Source organism: Streptomyces sp. NPDC005423 (assembly GCF_040606415.1).
Classification (GTDB): Bacteria; Actinomycetota; Actinomycetes; order Streptomycetales; family Streptomycetaceae; genus Streptomyces.
Map to the genome: position 1 here is coordinate 61758 of NZ_JBEXET010000038.1, position 19950 is coordinate 81707.

A 19950-nucleotide genomic window follows, 5' to 3' on the forward strand; every position below is an offset into this window, starting at 1 on the left:
CCCAAGCTACACACGCGCGGTCACGCTGGGCACCCCTGTGCACGCTCGCCTCCCGGGCGCCCCGCGGAGATCAGCGCCGGCCGATGCTGCGGACGCTGGCGAGAGTGAGGAGAACGAGGCCGACGAGGGCGGCTGCGGCGCCGATCAGCTCTGCGGTCGCGGGCATGGGACCTCCGGTGAGCGGCGGGAGCGGGGGCTTCGTCGGCAGGGCGGCGGGGTGCTGTCATCTAGGCACGGGGACGACGGTAGCGACGGAATCCACAACTCCACTCGCGTCCGATTTCACTCGTGAGGCAGATGGGGGGGTGGCGGGTGGGCGGCTGTCAGTTCGAAGCCTTACGATCCTCTGTTGTGTCCAAACTGACCGACGTGCCCAAACGGATTCTGATCGGGCGCGCACTGCGCAGTGACCGGCTCGGAGAAACGCTCCTGCCGAAGCGCATCGCACTCCCCGTCTTCGCCTCCGACCCGCTGTCCTCCGTGGCCTACGCGCCCGGCGAGGTCCTGCTGGTCCTCTCCATCGCGGGCGTGTCGGCCTACCACTTCAGCCCCTGGATCGCCCTCGCGGTCGTGGTGCTGATGTTCACGGTGGTCGCCTCCTACCGACAGAACGTCCACGCCTACCCCAGCGGCGGCGGGGACTACGAGGTGGCCACCACCAACCTCGGCCCCAAAGCCGGCCTCACCGTCGCCAGCGCCCTGCTGGTCGACTACGTCCTCACCGTCGCGGTCTCGATCGCGTCCGGCATCGAGAACCTCGGCTCCGCGGTCCCCTTCGTCATCGAGCACAAGGTGCTGTGCGCGGTCGCCGTCGTGGTGCTGCTGACGCTGATGAACCTGCGCGGGGTGAAGGAGTCCGGCACGCTCTTCGCGATTCCGACGTACGTCTTCGTCGCGGGCGTCTTCATCATGATCGCGTGGGGGGCGTTCCGCGGATTCGTCCTCGGCGACACCATGCGCGCGCCGACCGCCGACTACCACATCAGGGCCGAGCACCAGGGCCTCGCGGGCTTCGCCCTCGTCTTCCTGCTGCTGCGGGCCTTCTCCTCCGGGTGTGCCGCGCTCACCGGTGTCGAGGCGATCTCCAACGGCGTCCCGGCGTTCCGCAAGCCCAAGTCGAAGAACGCGGCGTCCACGCTCGCGGCGATGGGCCTGCTGGCCGTGACGATGTTCTGCGGGATCATCGCGCTCGCCATGACGACGAAGGTCCGGATGGCCGAGAACCCGGCCGACGACCTGCTCCACAACGGGGTCGCCATCGGCTCCGGCTACGTCCAGAACCCGGTCATCTCCCAGGTCGCCGAGGCCGTCTTCGGCAAGGGCAGCTTCCTCTTCGTCGTGCTCGCCGCCGCGACCGCGCTGGTGCTGTTCCTGGCCGCCAACACCGCCTACAACGGCTTCCCGCTGCTCGGCTCGATCCTCGCCCAGGACCGCTACCTCCCGCGCCAGCTGCACACCCGGGGCGACCGCCTCGCGTTCTCCAACGGCATCGTGCTGCTGGCCGGCACCGCCGCTCTGCTGCTGGTGATCTACGGCGCCGACTCGACCCGGCTGATCCAGCTCTACATCGTCGGCGTCTTCGTCTCGTTCACGCTGAGCCAGACCGGCATGGTCCGGCACTGGAACCGCCACCTGGCCACCGAGCAGGACCTGGCCAAGCGCCGGCACATGGTCCGCTCCCGGGCGATCAACACGTTCGGCGCGTTCTTCACCGGCCTGGTGCTGGTGGTCGTCCTCGTCACCAAGTTCACCCACGGCGCCTGGGTGGCCCTGCTGGGCATGTGCATCTTCTACGCCACGATGACGGCGATCCGTAAGCACTACGACCGGGTCTCCGAGGAGATCGCCGCCCCCGAGGGCCCCAGCGACGACATCCTGCGCCCGTCCCGCGTCCACTCCGTCGTCCTGATCTCCAAGATCCACCGCCCGGCCCTGCGCGCCCTCGCCTACGCCAAGCTGATGCGCTCCGACAGCCTGGAGGCGCTCAGCGTCAACGTCGACCCGGCGGAGACCAAGGCGCTGCGCGAGGAGTGGGAACGGCGCGCCATCGACGTACCGCTGAAGGTGCTCGACTCGCCCTACCGCGAGATCACGCGGCCGATCATCGAGTACGTGAAGGGGCTGCGCAAGGAGTCGCCGCGCGACGCGGTCTCCGTGATCATCCCCGAGTACGTGGTGGGCCACTGGTACGAGCATCTGCTGCACAACCAGAGCGCCCTGCGGCTCAAGGGCCGGCTGCTGTTCACGCCGGGCGTGATGGTGACCTCGGTGCCGTACCAGCTGGAGTCCTCCGAGGCGGCCCGCAACCGGGCCCGCAGGCGGTCGGAGTGGAACGCGCCCGGTGCGGTGCGCCGGGGACCGGCGGAGGAGCGGCCCAAGGAGCCCTCGAACCCCAAGCCGTAGCCCGAGCGGAACGGACGGCTGGTGAGCGGCCGGACGGTGTCCACGTAGACTGGTGGGCTGTTGTCCGGCCGTTCCCCCTTTGACGTTGTGGAGTCACCCCGCCATGCAGGCAGAACCGAAGAAGTCACTGGTGGGGGAGGAGTACGAGGTCGAGGTCGGCCCCGTCGCCCATGGCGGTCACTGCATCGCCCGTACGGCGGAGGGCCAGGTGCTGTTCGTCCGGCACGCGCTGCCCGGTGAGCGGGTCGTGGCCCGGGTCACCGACGGCGAGGAGGGGGCACGGTTCCTGCGCGCCGACGCCGTGACCGTCCTGGACGCGTCGAAGGACCGGGTCGAGCCGCCCTGTCCGTACGCCGGACCCGGCCGCTGCGGCGGCTGCGACTGGCAGCACGCCAAGCCGGGCGCGCAGCGCCGCCTCAAGGGCGAGGTCGTCGCCGAGCAGTTGCAGCGGCTCGCCGGGCTGACCCCGGAGGAGGCCGGCTGGGACGGCACGGTGATGCCGGCCGAGGGCGACAAGGTGGCGCCCGGACAGGTGCCGCAGTGGCGCACCCGGGTCCAGTACGCGGTGGACGCCGACGGCAACGCCGGTCTGCGCCGCCACCGTTCGCACGAGGTCGAGCCCATCGAGCACTGCATGATCGCGGCGCAGGGCGTCAGCGAACTCGGCGTCGAGGACCGCGACTGGGCCGGCATGGAATCCGTCGAGGCGATCGCGGCGACCGGCTCCCAGGACCGCATGGTCATCCTGGAGCCCCGTCCCGGCGCCCGGCTCCCCCTGGTCGAACTCGACCGTCCCGTCTCCGTCATGCGCGTCGAGGAGCACGACGGCGGCATCCACCGCGTCCACGGCCGCGCCTTCGTCCGCGAGCGCGCCGACGGCCGTACCTACCGGGTCGGCAGCGGCGGCTTCTGGCAGGTCCACCCCAAGGCCGCCGACACCCTCGTCACCGCCGTGATGCAGGGCCTGCTGCCCCGCAAGGGCGACATGGCGCTCGACCTCTACTGCGGCGTCGGCCTCTTCGCCGGCGCCCTCGCGGACCGCATCGGCGACCAGGGCGCGGTCCTCGGCATCGAGTCCGGCAAGCGCGCGGTCGAGGACGCCCGGCACAACCTCGCCGCCTTCGACCGCGTCCGCATCGAACAGGGCAAGGTCGAGTCGGTCCTCCCGCGCACGGGCATCACCGAGGTCGACCTCATCGTCCTGGACCCCCCGCGCGCGGGAGCCGGCAAGAAGACGGTGGAGCACCTCGCCTCCCTGGGAGCCCGCAAGATTGCCTACGTGGCCTGCGACCCGGCCGCCCTCGCCCGCGACCTGGCGTACTTCCGCGACGGCGGCTACCGGGTACGGACACTCCGGGCGTTCGACCTGTTCCCGATGACCCATCATGTGGAGTGCGTGGCGATCCTTGAGCCGGTGGCAAAGGTGTCCTGACCTGTGGTTTTGTGTGCGCGCATTATGTGCGGTGTGGGCGTTACGGGTGATATCTTGACGCTGAAATGACGCTCGTGACGCCCATTTGACGCTCGTTCTGATGGGGTGTCAGGCTCACTGAAGTGCTGTTCAGACCGCGTGCATGCGATGGCAGTCAACCGGGGGTCTCTGAGAAAAGTGGCCGCCCTGGTCGGGGACAAGGAGACCCTTTATGCGGAGCAGGTCGCCTTGCCTGAGTAGGCGGCTGATGATTCGTCGGAGCATCGGCGTTGCTGTTCAGTCATGGAATGTGATCGTTTGGTCGAGCCAGCCGACGGCCTTCAAGTCGCGGACCAACCAGCTGTAGGCGAGATTCGTGGCCTGCCGTTCAAGGCCGGTTGAGAGGGGTTCCGCCTGCGCGGCTGGAAGCCGGAATACGGATGAGGGAACGGAGCTGACCTGCTGCCAGATGTCGTGGGGAGTGTCTGGTTCTTCGGCGAGTTCCAGGTCGACAGCCGGGGTGTCGCGAAAGTCTGCGGATGTGTCGGGGTGTACGCCGTAGACGACGGTGGCAGACCATGCCTGGGTGTCATCTGGCTGGGGCATGATGACGAAGCCTTTGGCGCGGACGGGGAAGACGCTGTAAAGGCCGAGTGCTGCTCCGAACCGGGCGAAATTGGTCTCCACCAGGTCGCGGTAACCGACGAGGGCGCCGCGCAGGACATCGGCGGTAATCGACCGCGTCAGCTCGGGTGAATAGGTCTGCCATATGTAGTGCGACCGGCCTCCGGGGCGGTCGGGTGCAGGGCGAGGGTTCTCCAGGACGTCACCTCGGACGTACTGCAACTGTGTGTGGAGCCAGCGGACGTCGTCGGAGTCGAAGCTCGGTCTTCCGCCACGTTGCCACGTGGACCGGACGGTGTTCGCGGCGTGGGCCATGAGGGCGTCCACTTCGGCACGCAGACGGTCCAACGAGATCTGCCGGGCGGATCTGGTGCCGCTCCCGTTCTCCATGATGAGCCGTGCGAGGAACCAGACGCGTTCGTCCGCGAGGGGTGACGTGGAGGGGACGGGAAGGGTGCGCTGCCGCAGGCGGCGGATCAGGGAGTGGCGGAGTCGATCACGGGCCCACTTCCAGCGTGCGAGATCTTGGCGGGGTGCCTCGAAGAGGCTTACGTCGTGAAAGTGTCGGAGCCACTGCCTCCTACCGAAATCCAGGTCGGCTCGGACGGTCACGTCTTTTTCCATTACGCCGTCACGGGCGTGGCCGATGATCAGTGTGTTGTCACTCAGCAGCCGGACGCCCCAGGGAGCGAGCCGTCCATGATGATGAGGAAGGAGTTGCGGCCCCAAGTCGCCGAGGCCCTGGATCCACGCGACCATGCCTTCCCGCAGCCAGCTCCCCAGGATCACTGCCGCATCTTGGCCGTTGCCAGCCGGCGGGCCGGACCCGGCGCCGGCTCGACTCGGCGGTGAGTGCAGATGCACGACCTGGGGCTGCAGTTTCGTCTCTTCCAGTACCCAGGATGCCGCTGCAGGGTTCGTGCGAGCCATGCGAAGCATCAGGTCGTCCGCGACCTTGTCCGTCGCGCTGTTGACGGCAAATACGATCGCGTAGCGCCAGCGAGGGAACCGGTGTGGACTGGCCGCGGCTTCGATTGATGTGTGGCCGTCCTGGAGTGCCTGCGCGGCGAAGTGCTGCTCGAACAGGGGGAGCGCGAACCTCAAAAGACCGCCGTCGTGGACCACAAGGCCGGTCTCCTCCAGCTCCCAGATGACATGCCGGCGGGCGAATGAATCTGCGGTGACTCCGCTCCGCTCGTTCAAGATGTGGGCGGCCAGGCGGGGCAGGTTGTCCCATACCTGCGGTGAAGCCCGCGGTCGCTCGCGTTGCAGGATGGACAGGGCTAGCCCGGACAGCAGTTCATGGGTGGAAACCCGGCCGTCTCTGCCTGCGTGCAGCCAAGTGGCCAGCGCGTGGACTTGCAGTGGGCTCGTGAGCAATTGTTCTACCTCGTAGACCTCCAGAGTCCGGAAGTGATCTTCGTCGGTCACTGCACACAGGAGATCCCAACCTCTTCTCGGCGGCCAGGGCACGACGTCGACGCGTTCGGTCCCGCCCACGCTGCCCGCTCCCGGGCGAGTGGTCGCGAGCACGCTCACCAGCGGCCAGATCAGAACGAGGCGACGAGTCTCGTCAAGCAACTGATCGGCCCGCTGGGGACTGACGGCGTCAAGGTTGTCCACAACGACCCGACAGACATGCCGCGGGTCGCCACCGATGGCCTCCTGGAGCGCGGCGGTCAGTGTCGTCGGGATCTCCCGGGCTTCCAGCCATACCGGGATCTCGACGTCAGCATCCCTCCATGCTGCCGTCAGCCCTTCGCTCCACCACTGCTCGGCCTTCTCGCTCTTCCCCGCGCCCATGGGAGCGACGAGCACTCGTACTGCCCCCTGGGGCACGTCAACCGCCGGGGTGCATTCTCGTGCCTTCCACGCCAGGGCGGACTCGACGCGGTCTGCCGGAGTGCTGCGCAGCCGGACCTTGCTGCGGGCCAGGCTGCTTCTGAAGGCCAGTACCAGCGCCTCTGCCCGCGACCGTGAGCGTGCTGAGAACGGCAACACGGCGGTCAGTCGCTCCATGAGGTCCTCGGAGCTGAAGGACGCCTTGGCCACGTCGTCTGTTTCGGCGTCGGAGAGAGCCAGATGCCGGGCCCGGGAGTGCCCCTCGATCTGGATCCGTTTCCACTCCCGGAGAACCTCTGCCGGATAGTGCTCGGGCGTGATGTCGATCTCGGAAGCATGCCGCTCGCACAGCAGGATCAGATTGGCGAAGCCGCGGTTGGCCTCCCTATTCATCGCCGGATCCCACCGAGGGCCGCCTTCGCTGCGTGCGTGGATGTGCGCCACCCGGCTGTTGAGGATGCGCTGGCCAGTGGACTCACTGTCCCGGTACAGCGGCTCACCGCAGTCCGGGATGCCGCATGCCAATGCCGTCGCGTACAACTCCTTGATGGTGGCGTCGGTTGGCACGGGGTGGTGGATGCTCGGAACGGGGGCCTCGGAACTCACGCGCCCAGTTTGGCGTCTGGGACGGTCGCACAGGGCGTGGGAGCCGAAGTTGGACCAGCATTCTCGACGCTTGTCCTGATGGATCGTCAGGCATGCCCTCGGTGTAGGTCAGGTCGCCTGAAGCTGCGGCAGTGAACCTCAAGTTCCACCGAAAATGGGGACTGATGGCCAAGCAGGCGCTTGAGGAGATCGCCTTGAAGCCGTTCACCTGGGAGTGCTGGTCTGCGGTGATTTCACCGTATAGGTCTCTGGCCTGGGCTGATCCGTCTTTCTGGGCCTTTCACGCTCGCGTCCAGTTACGCGGTTAATTCTCCCCACGCGCTCCCCAGAGCTGCTCGTACTCCCCAGATTCTCCCCAGGAACCGCTCCGCGACTGGTCGGTGTGGCGTGCCTCGTAAATCTCTTCGATTGGCCTGTTGGCCACGGACCATTACTGCCGGCGGTTGGTCCAGAAGTCTCGGCAGCCCCTGCCGTACATTTTGCCCGTCTCTCCATGAGCCGGGGGCCGTTACCTGTCGCAGAACTCGGCAACTGCTCCGTACGACTTCCTTGAGGAAGCCGAGGGGGTCGGTCGTAGGAGGTGCTCGTGATGCCGTAGTTGCCGTGGGAGACGACAGGGAGAACCTGAGAGGCCGCGGGCTGCTCCTCGGCGGTCACCAAGAAACGATGATGGCGGGCTTGGCCGAGATCCTGTGCAGCGAGCTCGATACGAAGGCCGTGTCATAGAGCCGTCAGCGGGGGTCGGTGTAGCCGGGTAGGCCGAGCGGGTGGGGGATCAGGGGACGCGAGTCGTCGGGGGCGTCGATGAGATAGAGACGGAAGTGCTCACCGTTTTGTGGGCGAAAGACGACTTCGGTTCCGGCCCCCTTTCCTGTTTTGAGCGCTGCGATGGCCTGTCGACCGTTGTCGGCGGTGACTTGGGCGTGGAACAGATGGACGGGGCCGATGTCCAAGGTGCGGTTGCCGACGATGACTTCGAAGCCGGAGGGGCCGAAGCGCAGACACTGGGCCTGCGGACCGAGGGCGGTCTGGAGGGTTGGGGAGTCGAGGCCATTGAGGGTGATGGTGACCGTGCGTGCCGATCGGTCGGCCACGCAGCGGCCCTCAATGAGGAGGCGCGCGATCCGCAGGTCGATGCGTTCCTCCCCGCTGTAGGTCAGCGGCGCGGGGAAGTACGACTCGCAGTGGTGCTGCACAACGTCCAAGTCCGAGAGGTACGACAACAACTTCTCAACCTCGGCGTTGTCGTCGTCGGTGCCTGTGGCAGACAGTCTCCCGGAGCCGACCCTGGTGCCTTCGACGGTGATGCGGAACGCCCCGCCTTTCAGGATTCGTTGATGCAGCCGAAGTACCTTCATCGCCTCGGCTGGCTCTCGGCAGCTGAGGTCGAAGGAGTAGCGGATCGTTCCGTCGACGCGTTTGTCGAACGGGACGAGCATCTGCAATCGGGCGCCGTGGATGTCGGCTTCCAGAGAGGCACCCAGCTCGCCGGAACGCTGCGCGATCAGGCGTCCCGCGTAGCGCCCAGTCGTCGCCCCTTCGGAGTTCAGGAACTCGACATCGGCGGCGGCGTCGAATGGCACGGCGTCGGGAACGGGCTGCCAGGTCATTCGGACGTCGCTGACCGTCTTGGACAACCACTCGGGGCCGTCGATCGTCAGGCTGGCCACTGCCTCGGGAGGCAGCTCGACCTCCTCGGCGATCCCGTACCCCAGGCTCCGGGTGAAGGCGGCGATCAGTCCTGCGTCCATGGCTTCGGGGCGTGTGGTCAGAGTCAGCCGGACGGGGCTGACCTCATGGGCGAGCGCGTGCTGGGGGCGCAGGGTCTGGATGACGGTGTCGCCTCGCCGTTGGAAGTCCCAGGTCCAGTCGGGGTCGATGTTGTCCGCTCGGCCGCCGAGGGCTCGCACGCGTTGGATCAGGTCGTCTCCATCAACGAGGAGCGCTTGTTCACGCCCGAAATCCCTGGCAGCCTCCCGTGCTTGCTCGCGGGTGAAGGTGGCCTCCAGGGATGGGTGTGAGGCAAAGCCGTTGTCCAGTGCTGGTTGATCCATCACGGTCACCTTCACCGTCCGGCCGACGGCGAGTTTGTCGACGAAGGCGCGCTCCGATGGGGTGAGCGTGGTGGGGACCACCAGAGTCCATTCCACCGGATCATGTTGCATGGCTCGTTGGAACGACTTCTTGATCGCGGTGCGGCGTCCCTTGTAGGAGCCTGGGAAACCGTCGGGGTGATACTTCAGCTGGAAGATCTGCAGTCCGGCCTCGGTACTGACTCGGACGTCGATGCCCTTGTCGCCGCCACGTCCGTTGACGGCAATCGCCCGGCCGTCGTACATGCGGTGCAGCAGCGCCTCCACATGCCGGTCGAAGGCCACTTGCCCGATACGGTCCCACTCGATTGCCACTCCACGTACCTCCCGTGTAACCGCATCCTCACATAGGGGTCTGACATGGGAGGCAAACGCTGTTCCTCCTCGGAACCCGGAACTCGGAGACGGGGCCGAGATGGCTGCGCTGCCGCGGTCTCGAGGAGGATTCGCGCGACGGGTGAGGACAGGGTCGTAAGTGAGCTGGGCTGTCGAACATAGGCCGCATGTGTCGCTGTCCGCGACGGGAACGTCGAGCAGGAGGTGCGTCGGCGGATGAACGAGTTGATGCCCTCGCCGACCGTAGGCCGCGACCTCGCGGTGCCGTTGCGCGGCCCAGACAGGCCGGGCGCTTAGAAGGCACCTGCTCTATCCACTGAGCTACGGGGGCTGACCTGCGAAAACGCAGCTTCCTAGCGCCGTCCCCCGGGACGTGGGGGACGCATGGGGGAATCGTAGATCCCTGGTGGCCGGGGGACGCGAGCATTCTCCGGCCGGGCCGTACGTAGGATCGCACACTATCTTCACGCCTTCGAAGCCCCTCGCGGAAATAACCCTGCACCCCATCGGCGTTAGTGATCTCCGAGCCGAGGAGGGGAAGGTGTCGGGGCTGAAGCTGTTCAACACGGGTGGCGGCGTGACTGAGGTCACGCCGCGTCTTGCTGCGGTCGAGGCGGATGTGCAGGACCTCGTCGAGGCGCACATGGAGACGATGCTGGGCGTGCGGTTCCTCGCGAGCGAGTACGTCATCGACTGTGTCGGCGGCGGGAGGATCGACTCGCTGGGCCTTGATGAGAACAACGCACCTACCGTCATCGAGTACAAGCGCGGCACCGACGCAGGCGTGATCCATCAGGGCCTCTACTACATGGCGTGGATGATGGATCACAAGGACGCCTTCCGGAACCTGGTCCGCGACCGGCTCGGGGTGACGGCCGCGTCCAAGGTCCTGTGGAGCGGCCCGCGACTGATCTGTATTGCCGGCGACTTCACGCGCTACGACGCACATGCCGTGCGTGAGCACCGGCGGTCGATCGACCTGCTCCGCTACCGACTCTTCGGCAGCGACCTGCTCGGCCTTGAGACCGTGGCGTCCGTAAGCGGCGGCATGCAGGCGGCAGGCCGAGCGCGCCGCCAGGCGGTTGCTCGGGCGGCAGCCGACGTCCAGGGCGCGTCGATGGTGGAGCTGGCGAGCGCGGTCGACGAGGCACTGCTCGGGCTCGGGGACGGTGTGAACCGCGTCGAGCGCAAGCAGTACAGGGCGTACCAGCGGCTGAGGAACTTCGCCTGCCTCTGCCCGCCGCAGCGCAGCAAGCTGCTTGTCTACCTGAAGGTCGACCCGACGGACGTCGACCTCGTTCCGGGTTTCACGCGGGACGTCTCCGGTCTCGGTCACCACGGGACGGGTGATCTGGAGGTGCAGCTGCGTACGCCGAAGGACGTTGAGCGGGCGCAGGATCTGTTCCGGGCCAGCTACGCGGCGGCGTGATCGCCTGCTGGCCTCTGGCTGCTCTGTGTTCGTGGGGCGGTGCCTTTCGACGTGCGGGCAGGGCGTGGCGGTGGACTACCAATGATGCGCGGGATCGCCGGTTTGGCTAACCGGCGATCCCGCGCTATGTTGCGCGCCGACCCCATGGCCGCGCGATGCGCTGAGTGGCATGGCTGCACCAGCATCACTCGTAGGTCTGGTGAGCCTGTGCACCGTGTGGTGACTCCGGCGGTGGCGCGGATACAACGTGCCCCCTCTTGGCTCGGCTCGGCGGGGGCTCAGGGTCGGAGGGTTCTCGTGGCGCGTGATGGGCTGGCTAGTGCGAGGTGTCCCAGTCTTCGCCGACTGCCGCGTGGGGGCGCTACTTCGTCGCGATGACGTACACGCTGCCCCATCGGCGCTTCGGGTTGGCCATGGCGGGGTCGAACGTCCAGGGTTCGACGGTGGTGAAGCTGGCCTCGGTGAAGAGCTGGACGAGCTTGTCGTGGTCGTAGGCCCACAGGTGCGGGGTGTACTCGGGGTTGTCGTCCTGGTCTCGGAATACGAGGTTGACGAGATCGAGCCGAGTGTTGATGTCGCTGCGGCAGTCGCGCTTGGCGTACCAGCGGTCGATCATTTCGTCAGAGGAGGACAGCGGGCGGGGGTACTGGTTCAGGGCGAAAGCGGCGTCGGGGACGCCGGTAATGATCCGGCCGCCCGGCACGAGTACCCGGTACGCCTCTCGGGCGTAGTGCTTCGCCGAGCGCGGGTAGTCGATGTGCTCCAGGAAGTGCTCGGAGAAGATCTCGTTGGCGCTGTCATCCTGGAGGGGGATGCCTTCGCGGATGTCCCAGAGGAGATCGGCCGGCGGGACGGCGTCGATGTTGAAGAAGCCGTCGATGCGGTGGGCTCCGCCGCCGATCTGCACCTTGGTGGGCTTGTCGTTGATGCGGCCACTGGGCCAGGCGCTTCGGCTGGCGTGGTGGTAGCGGTGGAGTTCGATCTCCTTGGCGGCGGCCCGGAGGGTGCGGGCGAGGCCGTGGGTGGTGGCGGGGTCGGCGAGGACGGTGTTGATCTGCTCGCTGAGGAGGCCGACGGAGGGCATGCCGGAGGGACTCATCACGGATCTCCTGCGTGTGAGGTTTCTCGGTGTGGGGTGGGCCGTTGCTGGCGGCGGTATATCAGGCGACGCTGGGCGCGGGGGCGGTCCACTGGTTGTTGCGCATCAGGGTGTACTTGATGTCCACCAGCCGCGGGGCGATGGTCAATTCGAGCTCCTCGGCTGGCTGAAGGTGGCCGGCATCGTCCTGCTCGGCGCGCCATACGCGGTAGTCGAGGTTGGGGTAGGCCGGGTTGATGCCGATCTCGCCCTTGGGCATCGTGCCGTTGAACGGGGCGACGATGTCCATGTGGTTCCAGTAGTTCCAGGCTTGTAGCGCCTTGTGCTGGTCGAAGTAGAAGTAGAAGTCGGGGTAGCGGCCGAAGGTGCGCAGTTCCCGGTGGATCAGGTGGCCGAGCAGGGGTCCGAGCTGGGTGGAGAGGGAGTCGAGCTCCCAGCGCGTGTGGTGCCAGGCTTCGGGGACGTCGCCGGGCGCGAAGAGGCGGGCTGCGGTTAGGTAGCTGATCCGTTCGACCAGGTACGCGCTGGCGTGGGTGGTATCGATGGTCGGGTCGACTCGGTGGATGAGCGCGGACAGCTGCTTCGGGCGGGGTCGGAACCTCGCGAGGTCGAACTTGCCGGCCATGGTGGGGAAGGAGGCGAACAGCATCTCCTTGTATAGCCAGTTGTTCAGCTCGCCGAGCTCAGCCAGGCGTCGGGTGTGGTGCGAGGTCGAGTGGAGCATCAGGTACTCGGCGACCGCTTCGAAGTACAGGTAGCCGAGGATCGGCAGGCGGGGGATCGTCTCGTCGAGCAGCTTGAGGAACGGATCGGCGTCGACCTTGGTGCCCTGGTAGGCGATGGCGGCAGCGGTGGCGAGGAACGCGGCCGAGTTCTTGACCCGGCTGACGACGGTCTCGCGCAGTTGGTGTCGTTCGTTCTTGCTCAGCAGGTATTCGAGGTGGCTGTAGATCTGCAGGTGGATGAGGCCCAGCCGCAGGTAGTCCACGCCGGCGAGCCCGCGGTACGCCTGAGGCGGGGTGTCGATCTCGAAGATCAGCGGGGTGGGGACGCGGTCGGTGACGCCGAGCTTGGCCAGGAAGGCCGGCGCTTCCTTTGTCAGGACGTAGGCGCCCAGGTTATGCATGCGAAAGCCCTGGTTGGTCGCGGTGAGCGGCGCGCAGTAGATGCTTCCGACGAGGCAGCCGCCCGACGGGTAGAGCACGCCCTGCCGGCTGATCTCCTCCAGGGCGTGGGTGACGTGCAGCAGGTGCAGCTTGTCGTTGCCGCTCAGGGCCTCGAAGAGGGCGTTCTGCCGCAGCAGGTGGCCGTTCGGAGTGTCCTCGGCGAGCCGTCTGTCCCAGCCGGCGGCCCGGGTTGCAAGCGGGTCGGTGTGGTCGGCGGGGCTGGAGATGAGGTTGGAGTCGAAGAAGGCGTGGGCGTCGGCCCATAAGTGATAGGCGTCGAGGAAGTCCATGGTCAGAGCAGGCCCTTCTCAGCGAGCGCGTAGCGCACGGCCACGGCGCCGCTGGCCCCGGCGAGGTAAGCCCGCTCGGAGACCAGGACCAGGTCGAAGGCGAGGCCGCGTAGCTGGTCGAAGGCGGGCTCGCGGACGTACCGGGCGTCCGGCCACCACTTCAGCTTCGGCAGGCGGTAGCGGTCCAGGGCATCGGCGGCCTTGACCACGTCGGTGATGCGCTCGGCCCGGGCGTGGTCGGCCTTGTCGTCCGCTGTGAACGCTTCGTACGGGATGTCGTGCAGGCGGATGGCGGTGGCCGCCTGCACGATCCGCCGGGGTGTCGCGGTGAGGCCGAAGTGGCCCCAGACGGTGTCGGCGTTCGCAGCGAGCCAGATGGCCGCGCGGGCGCCGTGTCCGGGGTCGTTCTGGTCGTGGCGCCGCTGGCAGTCGTGGATGGAGGCGGCGAGGATCGCCGTGGCGGCGTCGGCGTCGCCGAGGCCGTTCGCCTCGGCGAGGGCGGCGGCGAGCGCCGCCGTCCTCATGGCGTGCCGGACTCCGTGGAGTGACGTGTGCAGGCGGGGGTCTGCCCACCACCGGGTGGGCAGACCGCCGTGCGCAAGCAGTTCCTTCGACTGCGGGCGCAAGGCGGGCTGGGGCGCCGGCGGGAGGTCGGGCCTGTGGGCGCTGATCCACGCGATGGTGGCGTGATCCATGTGCTGATGGAGCGGGAGCTGCCCTTGGGCGGCCAGGTCGATCAGGCTTGCAGGCAACGGGGTCGTGCTCATTCGTGCCCACCCCCTTGGTGGTCTCCGCGGTGATGTTGACTACCGGATCGGCGCGGCCTGCTGCTCGCGCTCCTTGCGCTCCTTCTCGGCGGCCTCGAAGGCTGCGGTGAAGTCGGTCAGCTCCTGCTCCGTCATCAAGGTCACGCCGAGCGCCGTGGCGACGTCTGTGATCTTGGCCTCCGCCTCGGCGCGGGCGGCGTCCGGGGCGCTGTCCTCCAACAGGACCTCGAACTCGGCGTGGTAGCCCCATGCCTCACTCCACTTGACGGCGATCTCGACGCCGTCGAAGCGGAAGTTGTGACGGAAGTTGAACGCCTCGTGCATCGCCGTCTCGAACCCCAGGGCGTTGAACACCTTCACTGCGGCGGGAACGTCGGTGGGGGCGATGGTGAACTCGGTCTCAGCGAAGGCCGCGCCCTGCCCGATCTTGCTCCCCTTGAGGGTGATCTTGGCGGTGCCGGCAGCGGTGTTGTCGGTGACCTTCAGGAGCTGGTCGGGGAGCACGTAGAAGTAGATGTGCTTGTCGTCGGGGCCCAAGTCCTCCCCGTCCGCCTTCAGGCGGGCGACGAGCTGGTCGTGGAACTCCTTGGTGAAGCGGGCTCGCATCTCGATCTCGACGGCCACGGGACTGCTGCCTCCTCGTTTCAGGCATGGCGAAGCCAGCCGGACCCTGCCGTGTGGGGGCCTGTCCGGTCGGGCGATCGCTATGGGGTTGGTGGTCGAACGCGGGGTGATGCGGCCGATGCGGTCCCGGCCGCATCACCCCGGTGGATCGGTAGGTGTCAGCCGAGGGAGCCGAAGCGCTCCTGGACGACACCTGAGTGCAGGTAGGTCGGCAGCTGGACGCCTCCCACCGACGTGCGGCCGGTGGCGACCTGCTCCTCCGTCTCGCTGGGGAAGCCCTCCAGCAGACGGAGGCACTGCTCGGCCCACTCACGCGACGCGGGCCAGTCGCCCAGGTCGCGGTGGCGCACTGCCAGGGCGTACGCGGTTTCGGTAGCCGCCCACAGGTCGCTCGCCAGATCACGCTGGAAGATCGACTCCAGCTCGTCGGTGGAGGCCAGGCGGGTCTGGTTGGTCATGGTGCCCTCTCGGTTCAGACGGTCGTGCCCCAGTGGTGATCAACGCGACGGCGTCTCCACAGTGACGCCGTGACCCGCCGCTAGTACGTGTAGATCTCGGCCAGCGTCTTGTAGTCCTGCAGCTCGCCTTTGTCGAACCACAGCTCCACCTCTTGCTCGGCCTCCTCCGCGTTGCCGGAGGCATGCACGAGGTTCGCGACCGCCTTGCCAGAGGCGATGCTGGCCGCGGCGCTGTAGTGCGAGAAGTCGCCCCGCACCGTGCCGGCCGGAGCCTGATTCGGGTACGTACTGCCGACGATCTTGCGGACGGTGGCGATAGCGTCGAAGCCCTCCAGCACCAGGGCGATGACCGGGCCCTGCTGCATGAACGTCGACGTGACGTTGTAGACCTCCGAGCCCAGCCGCTCCTCCAGGTCGAAGTAGTGCCGGCGGGTGAACTCCTCGTCCATCCACTTCATCTTGGTGCCGACGATCTTCAGCGCGGCGTCCTCGAACCGCGTGATGATCCTTCCTGCCAGGCCACGCGCCAGCGCATCGGGCTTGAGCAGGACGAGCGTGCGCTCGACAGTGTGTGCCTGAACCTCGGGCATTGACTCCCTTTCGCCTTGCTAGCAAACGAACATGACGGACGATCAGCCGTCACCTTCTGAGGTTACCGGCGCTGGCAGGACGGTTCGGGCCTGCGTGCGATGCCAAGGACGGGTGAACGCCGGCAATGGTGTCGACGCCTAGTTGACCGAGAGGTTCGATTCAGCCAACTTCCCTGCCCCTGCTATTTGATGGGGGTACGCACCTAGAATCTCCCTGTGGTCGGCTGGCGCTCGCGCGCCTCTCACGTGCCTTCCAGGGACTGAGCCTTCAGCGAGTGGTTTTTGGCCCCTGGTGACTCCGATTCTCCCGGGGCTCTTCCCGCGCGACCATGAAGTGCCAGTGCAGTGGGAGTGCATTTTTGGCGTGCGGGTTTCTGCATCGGAGCGGCGACGAGGGGCAGTCTTGTGGACGTGATCGAGAGCTGGAGCGGCCGCTACGCCTGCCTGCTGCAGTCCGCCCTGCGGCTCGGCAACGAACAGTTCGCCGCGCATCTGGGTATCGCCGTGAGGACCGTGGCCGCCTGGCACTCCGACGCGTCTGTCGTGCCTCGCCGAGAGATGCAGCGGCTTCTCGACACGGCCTATGAGCGGGCTTCTGCGGCTGCGCGACAGCGCTTCGCACTCCTGCTGGCGAAGGAACGGGCCCCATCGGACTCGACGCCCCTGGGCGCGCAGGCATTGCGGGTGGCCATCGCGGTGGTGGTCCGCGACAGCGATGTCCTGCTTGTGTGCCGGCGGGATGACGACGTTGCTGGGATCACCTGGCAGTTCCCGGCCGGGGTCATCAAGCCGGGAGGCAAGGCGGAGACCACCACCGTGCGGGAGACCTTGGACGAGACCGGTGTCCACTGCGCAGTTCGCCAGCGCCTCGGTAATCGGCTTCACCCCGTGACCGGTGTGCTGTGCGAGTACTTCCTCTGCGAGTACCTGACGGGCGAGGCCACCAACAGCGACGCCATCGAGAACATCGACGTCATGTGGGTCCCGAGAAAGTCGGTGCCCCGGTTCATCCCCATCGATACGATCTTCCCACCCATTCTGGCTGTCCTGGAGGAGCAGACGTGACGCAGCACAACGCGGAGGAACGACCGGGTATCGCCGCGGCTATCGTCGTCCACGAGGGGCGCGTGCTCATGGTCCGCCGCCGGGTCAGCGAGGGGCAGCTCTCCTGGCAGTTCCCGGCTGGTGAGGTCGAGCCCGGAGAGGCGCGTGAGGACGCCGCCGTGCGGGAGACCCAGGAGGAGACTGGACTGGACGTGGCCGCCGTGAAGCTGCTCGGCGAGCGGATCCATCCGAAGACGGGCCGGCTGATGTCGTACACGGCCTGCGAGGTGATGGGCGGCACCGCCCACGTAGCCGACACCGAGGAGTTGGCCGAGCTCGCTTGGGTCGCCCATGGCGAGATCCCGCAGTACGTGCCGTACGGGTTGTTCGAGCCGGTGCAGGAATATCTCGACGCAGCCCTGACTACCTGAGCACTCCCCTCTCAAGAGTGGCGGGCTCATGATCCCGAATTAGTGTGTTGTTGTTGTCGGGGCGGAGCGCTGGCACTGACGATCGCCGTTCGTCCCTCCGCCGGGAAGTATCCGGTCTCGGTCACCACGGGACGGATGGTCTGGAGGTGCGGCTCCGCGTAAGCCGGGTCGCAGGAGCGGGTGTCACGTAGGCTCCGGTGCTGTCGCATGCTGGCCTGTCCGTGGAATCAGGGGACGCCGATGACGCAGCAGCTTTGGAGCAGCCAGAGGCATCAGACCGCGATCGGCCGAGTCGGCCTCTCGCTGCCGGCTCGTCGCGCCGTCGGCGACCTCCAGTTGGAACCCGACACGGGAGTGCTGGACTACGGGTGCGGACGTGGCGGAGATGTACGGGCACTGCAGCACCTCGGCCTCGATGCCGCCGGGTGGGACCCGGTCCACTTCCCGGACGGGCCGCGTGAGCCGGCCGAGGTGGTCCTTCTCACCTACGTCCTGAACGTCATTGAGAATCCCGCCGAACGACGCGAGACGCTCCTACGAGCCTGGGACCTCGCTAAATCGGCCTTGGTCGTGTCCGCGCGGTTGAGGTGGGAGCGCAATCAGATCAAAGGCGCGGAGTACGGCGACGGCATTCTCACGCAGCGCCGCACCTTCCAGCGCCTCTACGCTGCCGGTGAGCTGCGCGACTACGTTGAGGAGGCCACCGGCGTCCGCTGCGTGTCGGCGGCGCCCGGCATCGTTTACGCGTTCAAGGACGATGCGGCCCGCCTGAGTTACCTCGCCCGACAGGTCGCTCCTGACGGAGGGTGGCTGGCGTCCGAGGACACCGCCTCGGCGATCAGGTCAGTCGTCGCTCATTTCGAACAGCGTGGCAGGATGCCTCAGCTGGAGGAAATGCCGCAGCCCATCATTAGCCTCCTTGGCCACCTGCGCCCCGCTGAACTCAAGCGCCTTGCCGAACAGGAAGCCGACCTCGCGAAGGTAGAACGAAGCGCCGAGCGCGGAGCCCTCGACACACTGCAGTTCCTCGCGCTGGAGCTGTTTCACGGCCGAGGCCCGGTGAGTAGTCTGCCCCTGCCTGTTCAACTGGACATCCGTTCCTTCTTCCCGTCGTACACCGAGGCGTGCCACCGAGCGGATCGGCTGCTGTTCAAGCTGCGCGACGACGCCTACGTCCGCCGGGCGATGAACGGATCGATCGCCGGCAAGTTCACCGCGACCGCCCTGTACGTTCACCGCCGCGCACTCCATCGGATCCCGGCCGTGCTGCGCCTGTACGAGCAGTGCGCGAGCATCGCTGCCGGCCGGCCTGGCGAGTGGTCCGTCGTCAAGCTCCGCCATCAGGGCCGCGGGGTCAGCTGGCTCGACTATCCCGAGTTCGACACGGACCCCCACCCGCGAATCGCGGCCTCGTACGCCGTCGACCTGAAGACCCTCAAGTCCTCCTTCACCTCGTACGCGGACTCCACCAACCGTCCCCTGCTGCACCGCAAGCACGAGTTCCTTGCCGAGGATGATCCCGACGCACCCAAGTACCGGAGGCTCACCGACGCCGAGGTCCGCGCCGGTCTTTACGAGAGCCCGCACCTGATCGGCACGGAAGAGGGATGGGAGCGCGAACTCGTTCGCTGCGAACGGGAGTTGCGAGGCCACCGGCTCGTACGGCGCACCACCAGCACCTGAGCCTCGCTCCGGCTCTCGGCACCGCAGTGATTGTCAGTGCCGTGTGCCACGCTCCACCCATGACCACCACCCGGATGGAGGGCTCCTGCCGGCCCTCATACCGAACGCTGCCCACCCTCGCGCTGGCCGAGCCCGAGGACCATGTCCGTGAACTCACCGACTGGGTGGAGCATGCCTCCGCCGTGACAGGAGCCCCCGGGGCGCAGAGCGGCTGGGACACGGCCTACAAGTGGCTGCGCCTCGCCCAGGGCCTGCGCACGGTGACGTTCGACATGTCCTACGACGACGGCGGCATGTGCTCAGCGGGCCTCGACTTCGACGCCGTCTGGACCGAGATGATGGAGGAGTGGCAGCAGCACCAGGTCCGGCTCGGCTACCTGCGCGCGGCATTCGAAGGATTCGTTCGGCTGCTGTACCCGGACACCGCGGAGCCGGGTCTGGCGGCGGAGGCCGCTGAGGAACAGTTGCAACACCACGCCGAAGCATGGCCGGTGCACGCGCATGCGGTCGCCAACCATCTGCGGACGCATGCCTCTGGCGGCGTGCCGGGCGCCGGCCCGTCGGTGGCGGCAGCAGTGACTCAGGCGATTGCCCTGCACGAGATGGCCGTCCGGGGCCGTGCCTCCATCCCCGAGCCGGGAAGCGACGAGGACGGAAAGGTCTTTCCCACCGGACACGCCGAAGTCTGTACGGTAAAGGAAGCCTCCACGGTACTGCTGCTGGGGATCCAGCTACTGATGGCCGCGGCGGTGAAGGAGGACCGCGTCGCCGTCTTCGACGACAAGTACCTTCTCGACGGCATGTGGATTCCCGACGCCTCAGGCGGCAGCCGCTGGGTGGATGAAGAAATGCCTTATGGCGAGTACCTCGCCGTTCTCCACCTCCAGCCCGGCGAGCCGCCCGAGCTCTGATTCCGCCACCTACAGAACCCCTGAGCGGCCACATCGGCAGCCCAGAGGCAAACGACGGGTGGGCCCGACCCCGTGGGGGGGGGGCCCCCCCCCCGTTTGGGGCGGGGGGCCGAGAGCAGGCAGAACCCACCGAGCGGGCGAAA

The 19950-nt window shown here is 67.3% G+C and carries 15 protein-coding genes; 7 read left to right on the forward strand and 8 right to left on the reverse strand.

The window, feature by feature from the left end; genetic code table 11:
- Positions 1-351 precede the first annotated feature (351 nt).
- Together ABZT12_RS30295 and ABZT12_RS30300 are read left to right on the forward strand one after the other, a co-directional pair.
- Positions 352-2403, forward strand: coding sequence for an APC family permease (locus tag ABZT12_RS30295; protein WP_356390406.1), 2052 nt, complete (start codon positions 352-354; stop codon positions 2401-2403).
- Positions 2404-2506: 103 nt separating this feature from the next.
- Complete coding sequence (locus tag ABZT12_RS30300; protein ID WP_356390408.1) at positions 2507-3835, forward strand: class I SAM-dependent RNA methyltransferase; 1329 nt, start codon at positions 2507-2509, stop codon at positions 3833-3835.
- A 276-nt stretch (positions 3836-4111) separates the two neighbouring features.
- Here the strand turns inward: ABZT12_RS30300 and ABZT12_RS30305 are convergent, their stop codons facing one another.
- Entirely contained in the window at positions 4112-6886 is a 2775-nt protein-coding gene (locus tag ABZT12_RS30305) for a hypothetical protein (RefSeq protein ID WP_356390410.1), read from the reverse strand.
- Between the two features lie 731 nt (positions 6887-7617).
- Positions 7618-9294, reverse strand: a complete 1677-nt coding sequence (locus tag ABZT12_RS30310) for a hypothetical protein (RefSeq protein ID WP_356390412.1) — start codon at positions 9292-9294, stop codon at positions 7618-7620.
- A 562-nt stretch (positions 9295-9856) separates the two neighbouring features.
- Here ABZT12_RS30310 and ABZT12_RS30315 point away from each other — a divergent pair.
- Positions 9857-10744: a DUF5655 domain-containing protein gene (locus ABZT12_RS30315; protein ID WP_356390414.1), complete on the forward strand. Its 888-nt coding sequence runs from the start codon at positions 9857-9859 to the stop codon at positions 10742-10744.
- Positions 10745-11105: 361 nt separating this feature from the next.
- Here ABZT12_RS30315 and ABZT12_RS30320 read toward each other — a convergent pair whose 3' ends face one another.
- The 6 genes from ABZT12_RS30320 to ABZT12_RS30345 form a co-directional block, all read right to left on the reverse strand.
- Positions 11106-11843 carry a methyltransferase domain-containing protein gene (locus ABZT12_RS30320; protein WP_356390416.1) on the reverse strand — a complete coding sequence of 246 codons (738 nt, stop codon included), beginning with the start codon at positions 11841-11843 and terminating at the stop codon, positions 11106-11108.
- 61 nt (positions 11844-11904) lie between these two features.
- Positions 11905-13299: a hypothetical protein gene (locus ABZT12_RS30325; RefSeq protein ID WP_356390418.1), complete on the reverse strand. Its 1395-nt coding sequence runs from the start codon at positions 13297-13299 to the stop codon at positions 11905-11907.
- A 2-nt stretch (positions 13300-13301) separates the two neighbouring features.
- Positions 13302-14066 (reverse strand): hypothetical protein, encoded by a 765-nt coding sequence (locus ABZT12_RS30330; RefSeq protein ID WP_356390420.1) that lies wholly within the window; start codon positions 14064-14066, stop codon positions 13302-13304.
- 39 nt (positions 14067-14105) lie between these two features.
- The gene (locus tag ABZT12_RS30335; protein WP_356390422.1) at positions 14106-14690 is read right to left on the reverse strand and encodes a CYTH domain-containing protein; all 585 of its coding nucleotides are present in this window, start codon (positions 14688-14690) and stop codon (positions 14106-14108) included.
- 158 nt (positions 14691-14848) lie between these two features.
- The gene (locus tag ABZT12_RS30340) at positions 14849-15148 is read right to left on the reverse strand and encodes a hypothetical protein (RefSeq protein ID WP_086758001.1); all 300 of its coding nucleotides are present in this window, start codon (positions 15146-15148) and stop codon (positions 14849-14851) included.
- Positions 15149-15228: 80 nt separating this feature from the next.
- Complete coding sequence (locus ABZT12_RS30345) at positions 15229-15738, reverse strand: nucleoside-diphosphate kinase (protein WP_356390425.1); 510 nt, start codon at positions 15736-15738, stop codon at positions 15229-15231.
- A gap of 405 nt (positions 15739-16143) precedes the next feature.
- Between ABZT12_RS30345 and ABZT12_RS30350 the strand changes: the two genes are divergently transcribed.
- The 4 genes from ABZT12_RS30350 (at position 16144) to ABZT12_RS30365 (ending at position 19807) form a co-directional block, all read left to right on the forward strand.
- A complete protein-coding gene (locus ABZT12_RS30350; RefSeq protein ID WP_356390427.1) occupies positions 16144-16803 on the forward strand; it encodes an NUDIX hydrolase in 660 nt (219 codons plus the stop codon).
- A complete protein-coding gene (locus ABZT12_RS30355; RefSeq protein WP_356390429.1) occupies positions 16800-17213 on the forward strand; it encodes an NUDIX hydrolase in 414 nt (137 codons plus the stop codon). Before ABZT12_RS30350 ends, ABZT12_RS30355 begins: the two co-directional genes overlap by 4 nt.
- A gap of 240 nt (positions 17214-17453) precedes the next feature.
- Positions 17454-18896 carry a DNA phosphorothioation-associated putative methyltransferase gene (locus tag ABZT12_RS30360; protein WP_356390431.1) on the forward strand — a complete coding sequence of 481 codons (1443 nt, stop codon included), beginning with the start codon at positions 17454-17456 and terminating at the stop codon, positions 18894-18896.
- Positions 18897-18955: 59 nt separating this feature from the next.
- Entirely contained in the window at positions 18956-19807 is an 852-nt protein-coding gene (locus ABZT12_RS30365) for a hypothetical protein (RefSeq protein WP_356390433.1), read from the forward strand.
- The last annotated feature ends 143 nt before the right edge of the window (positions 19808-19950 follow it).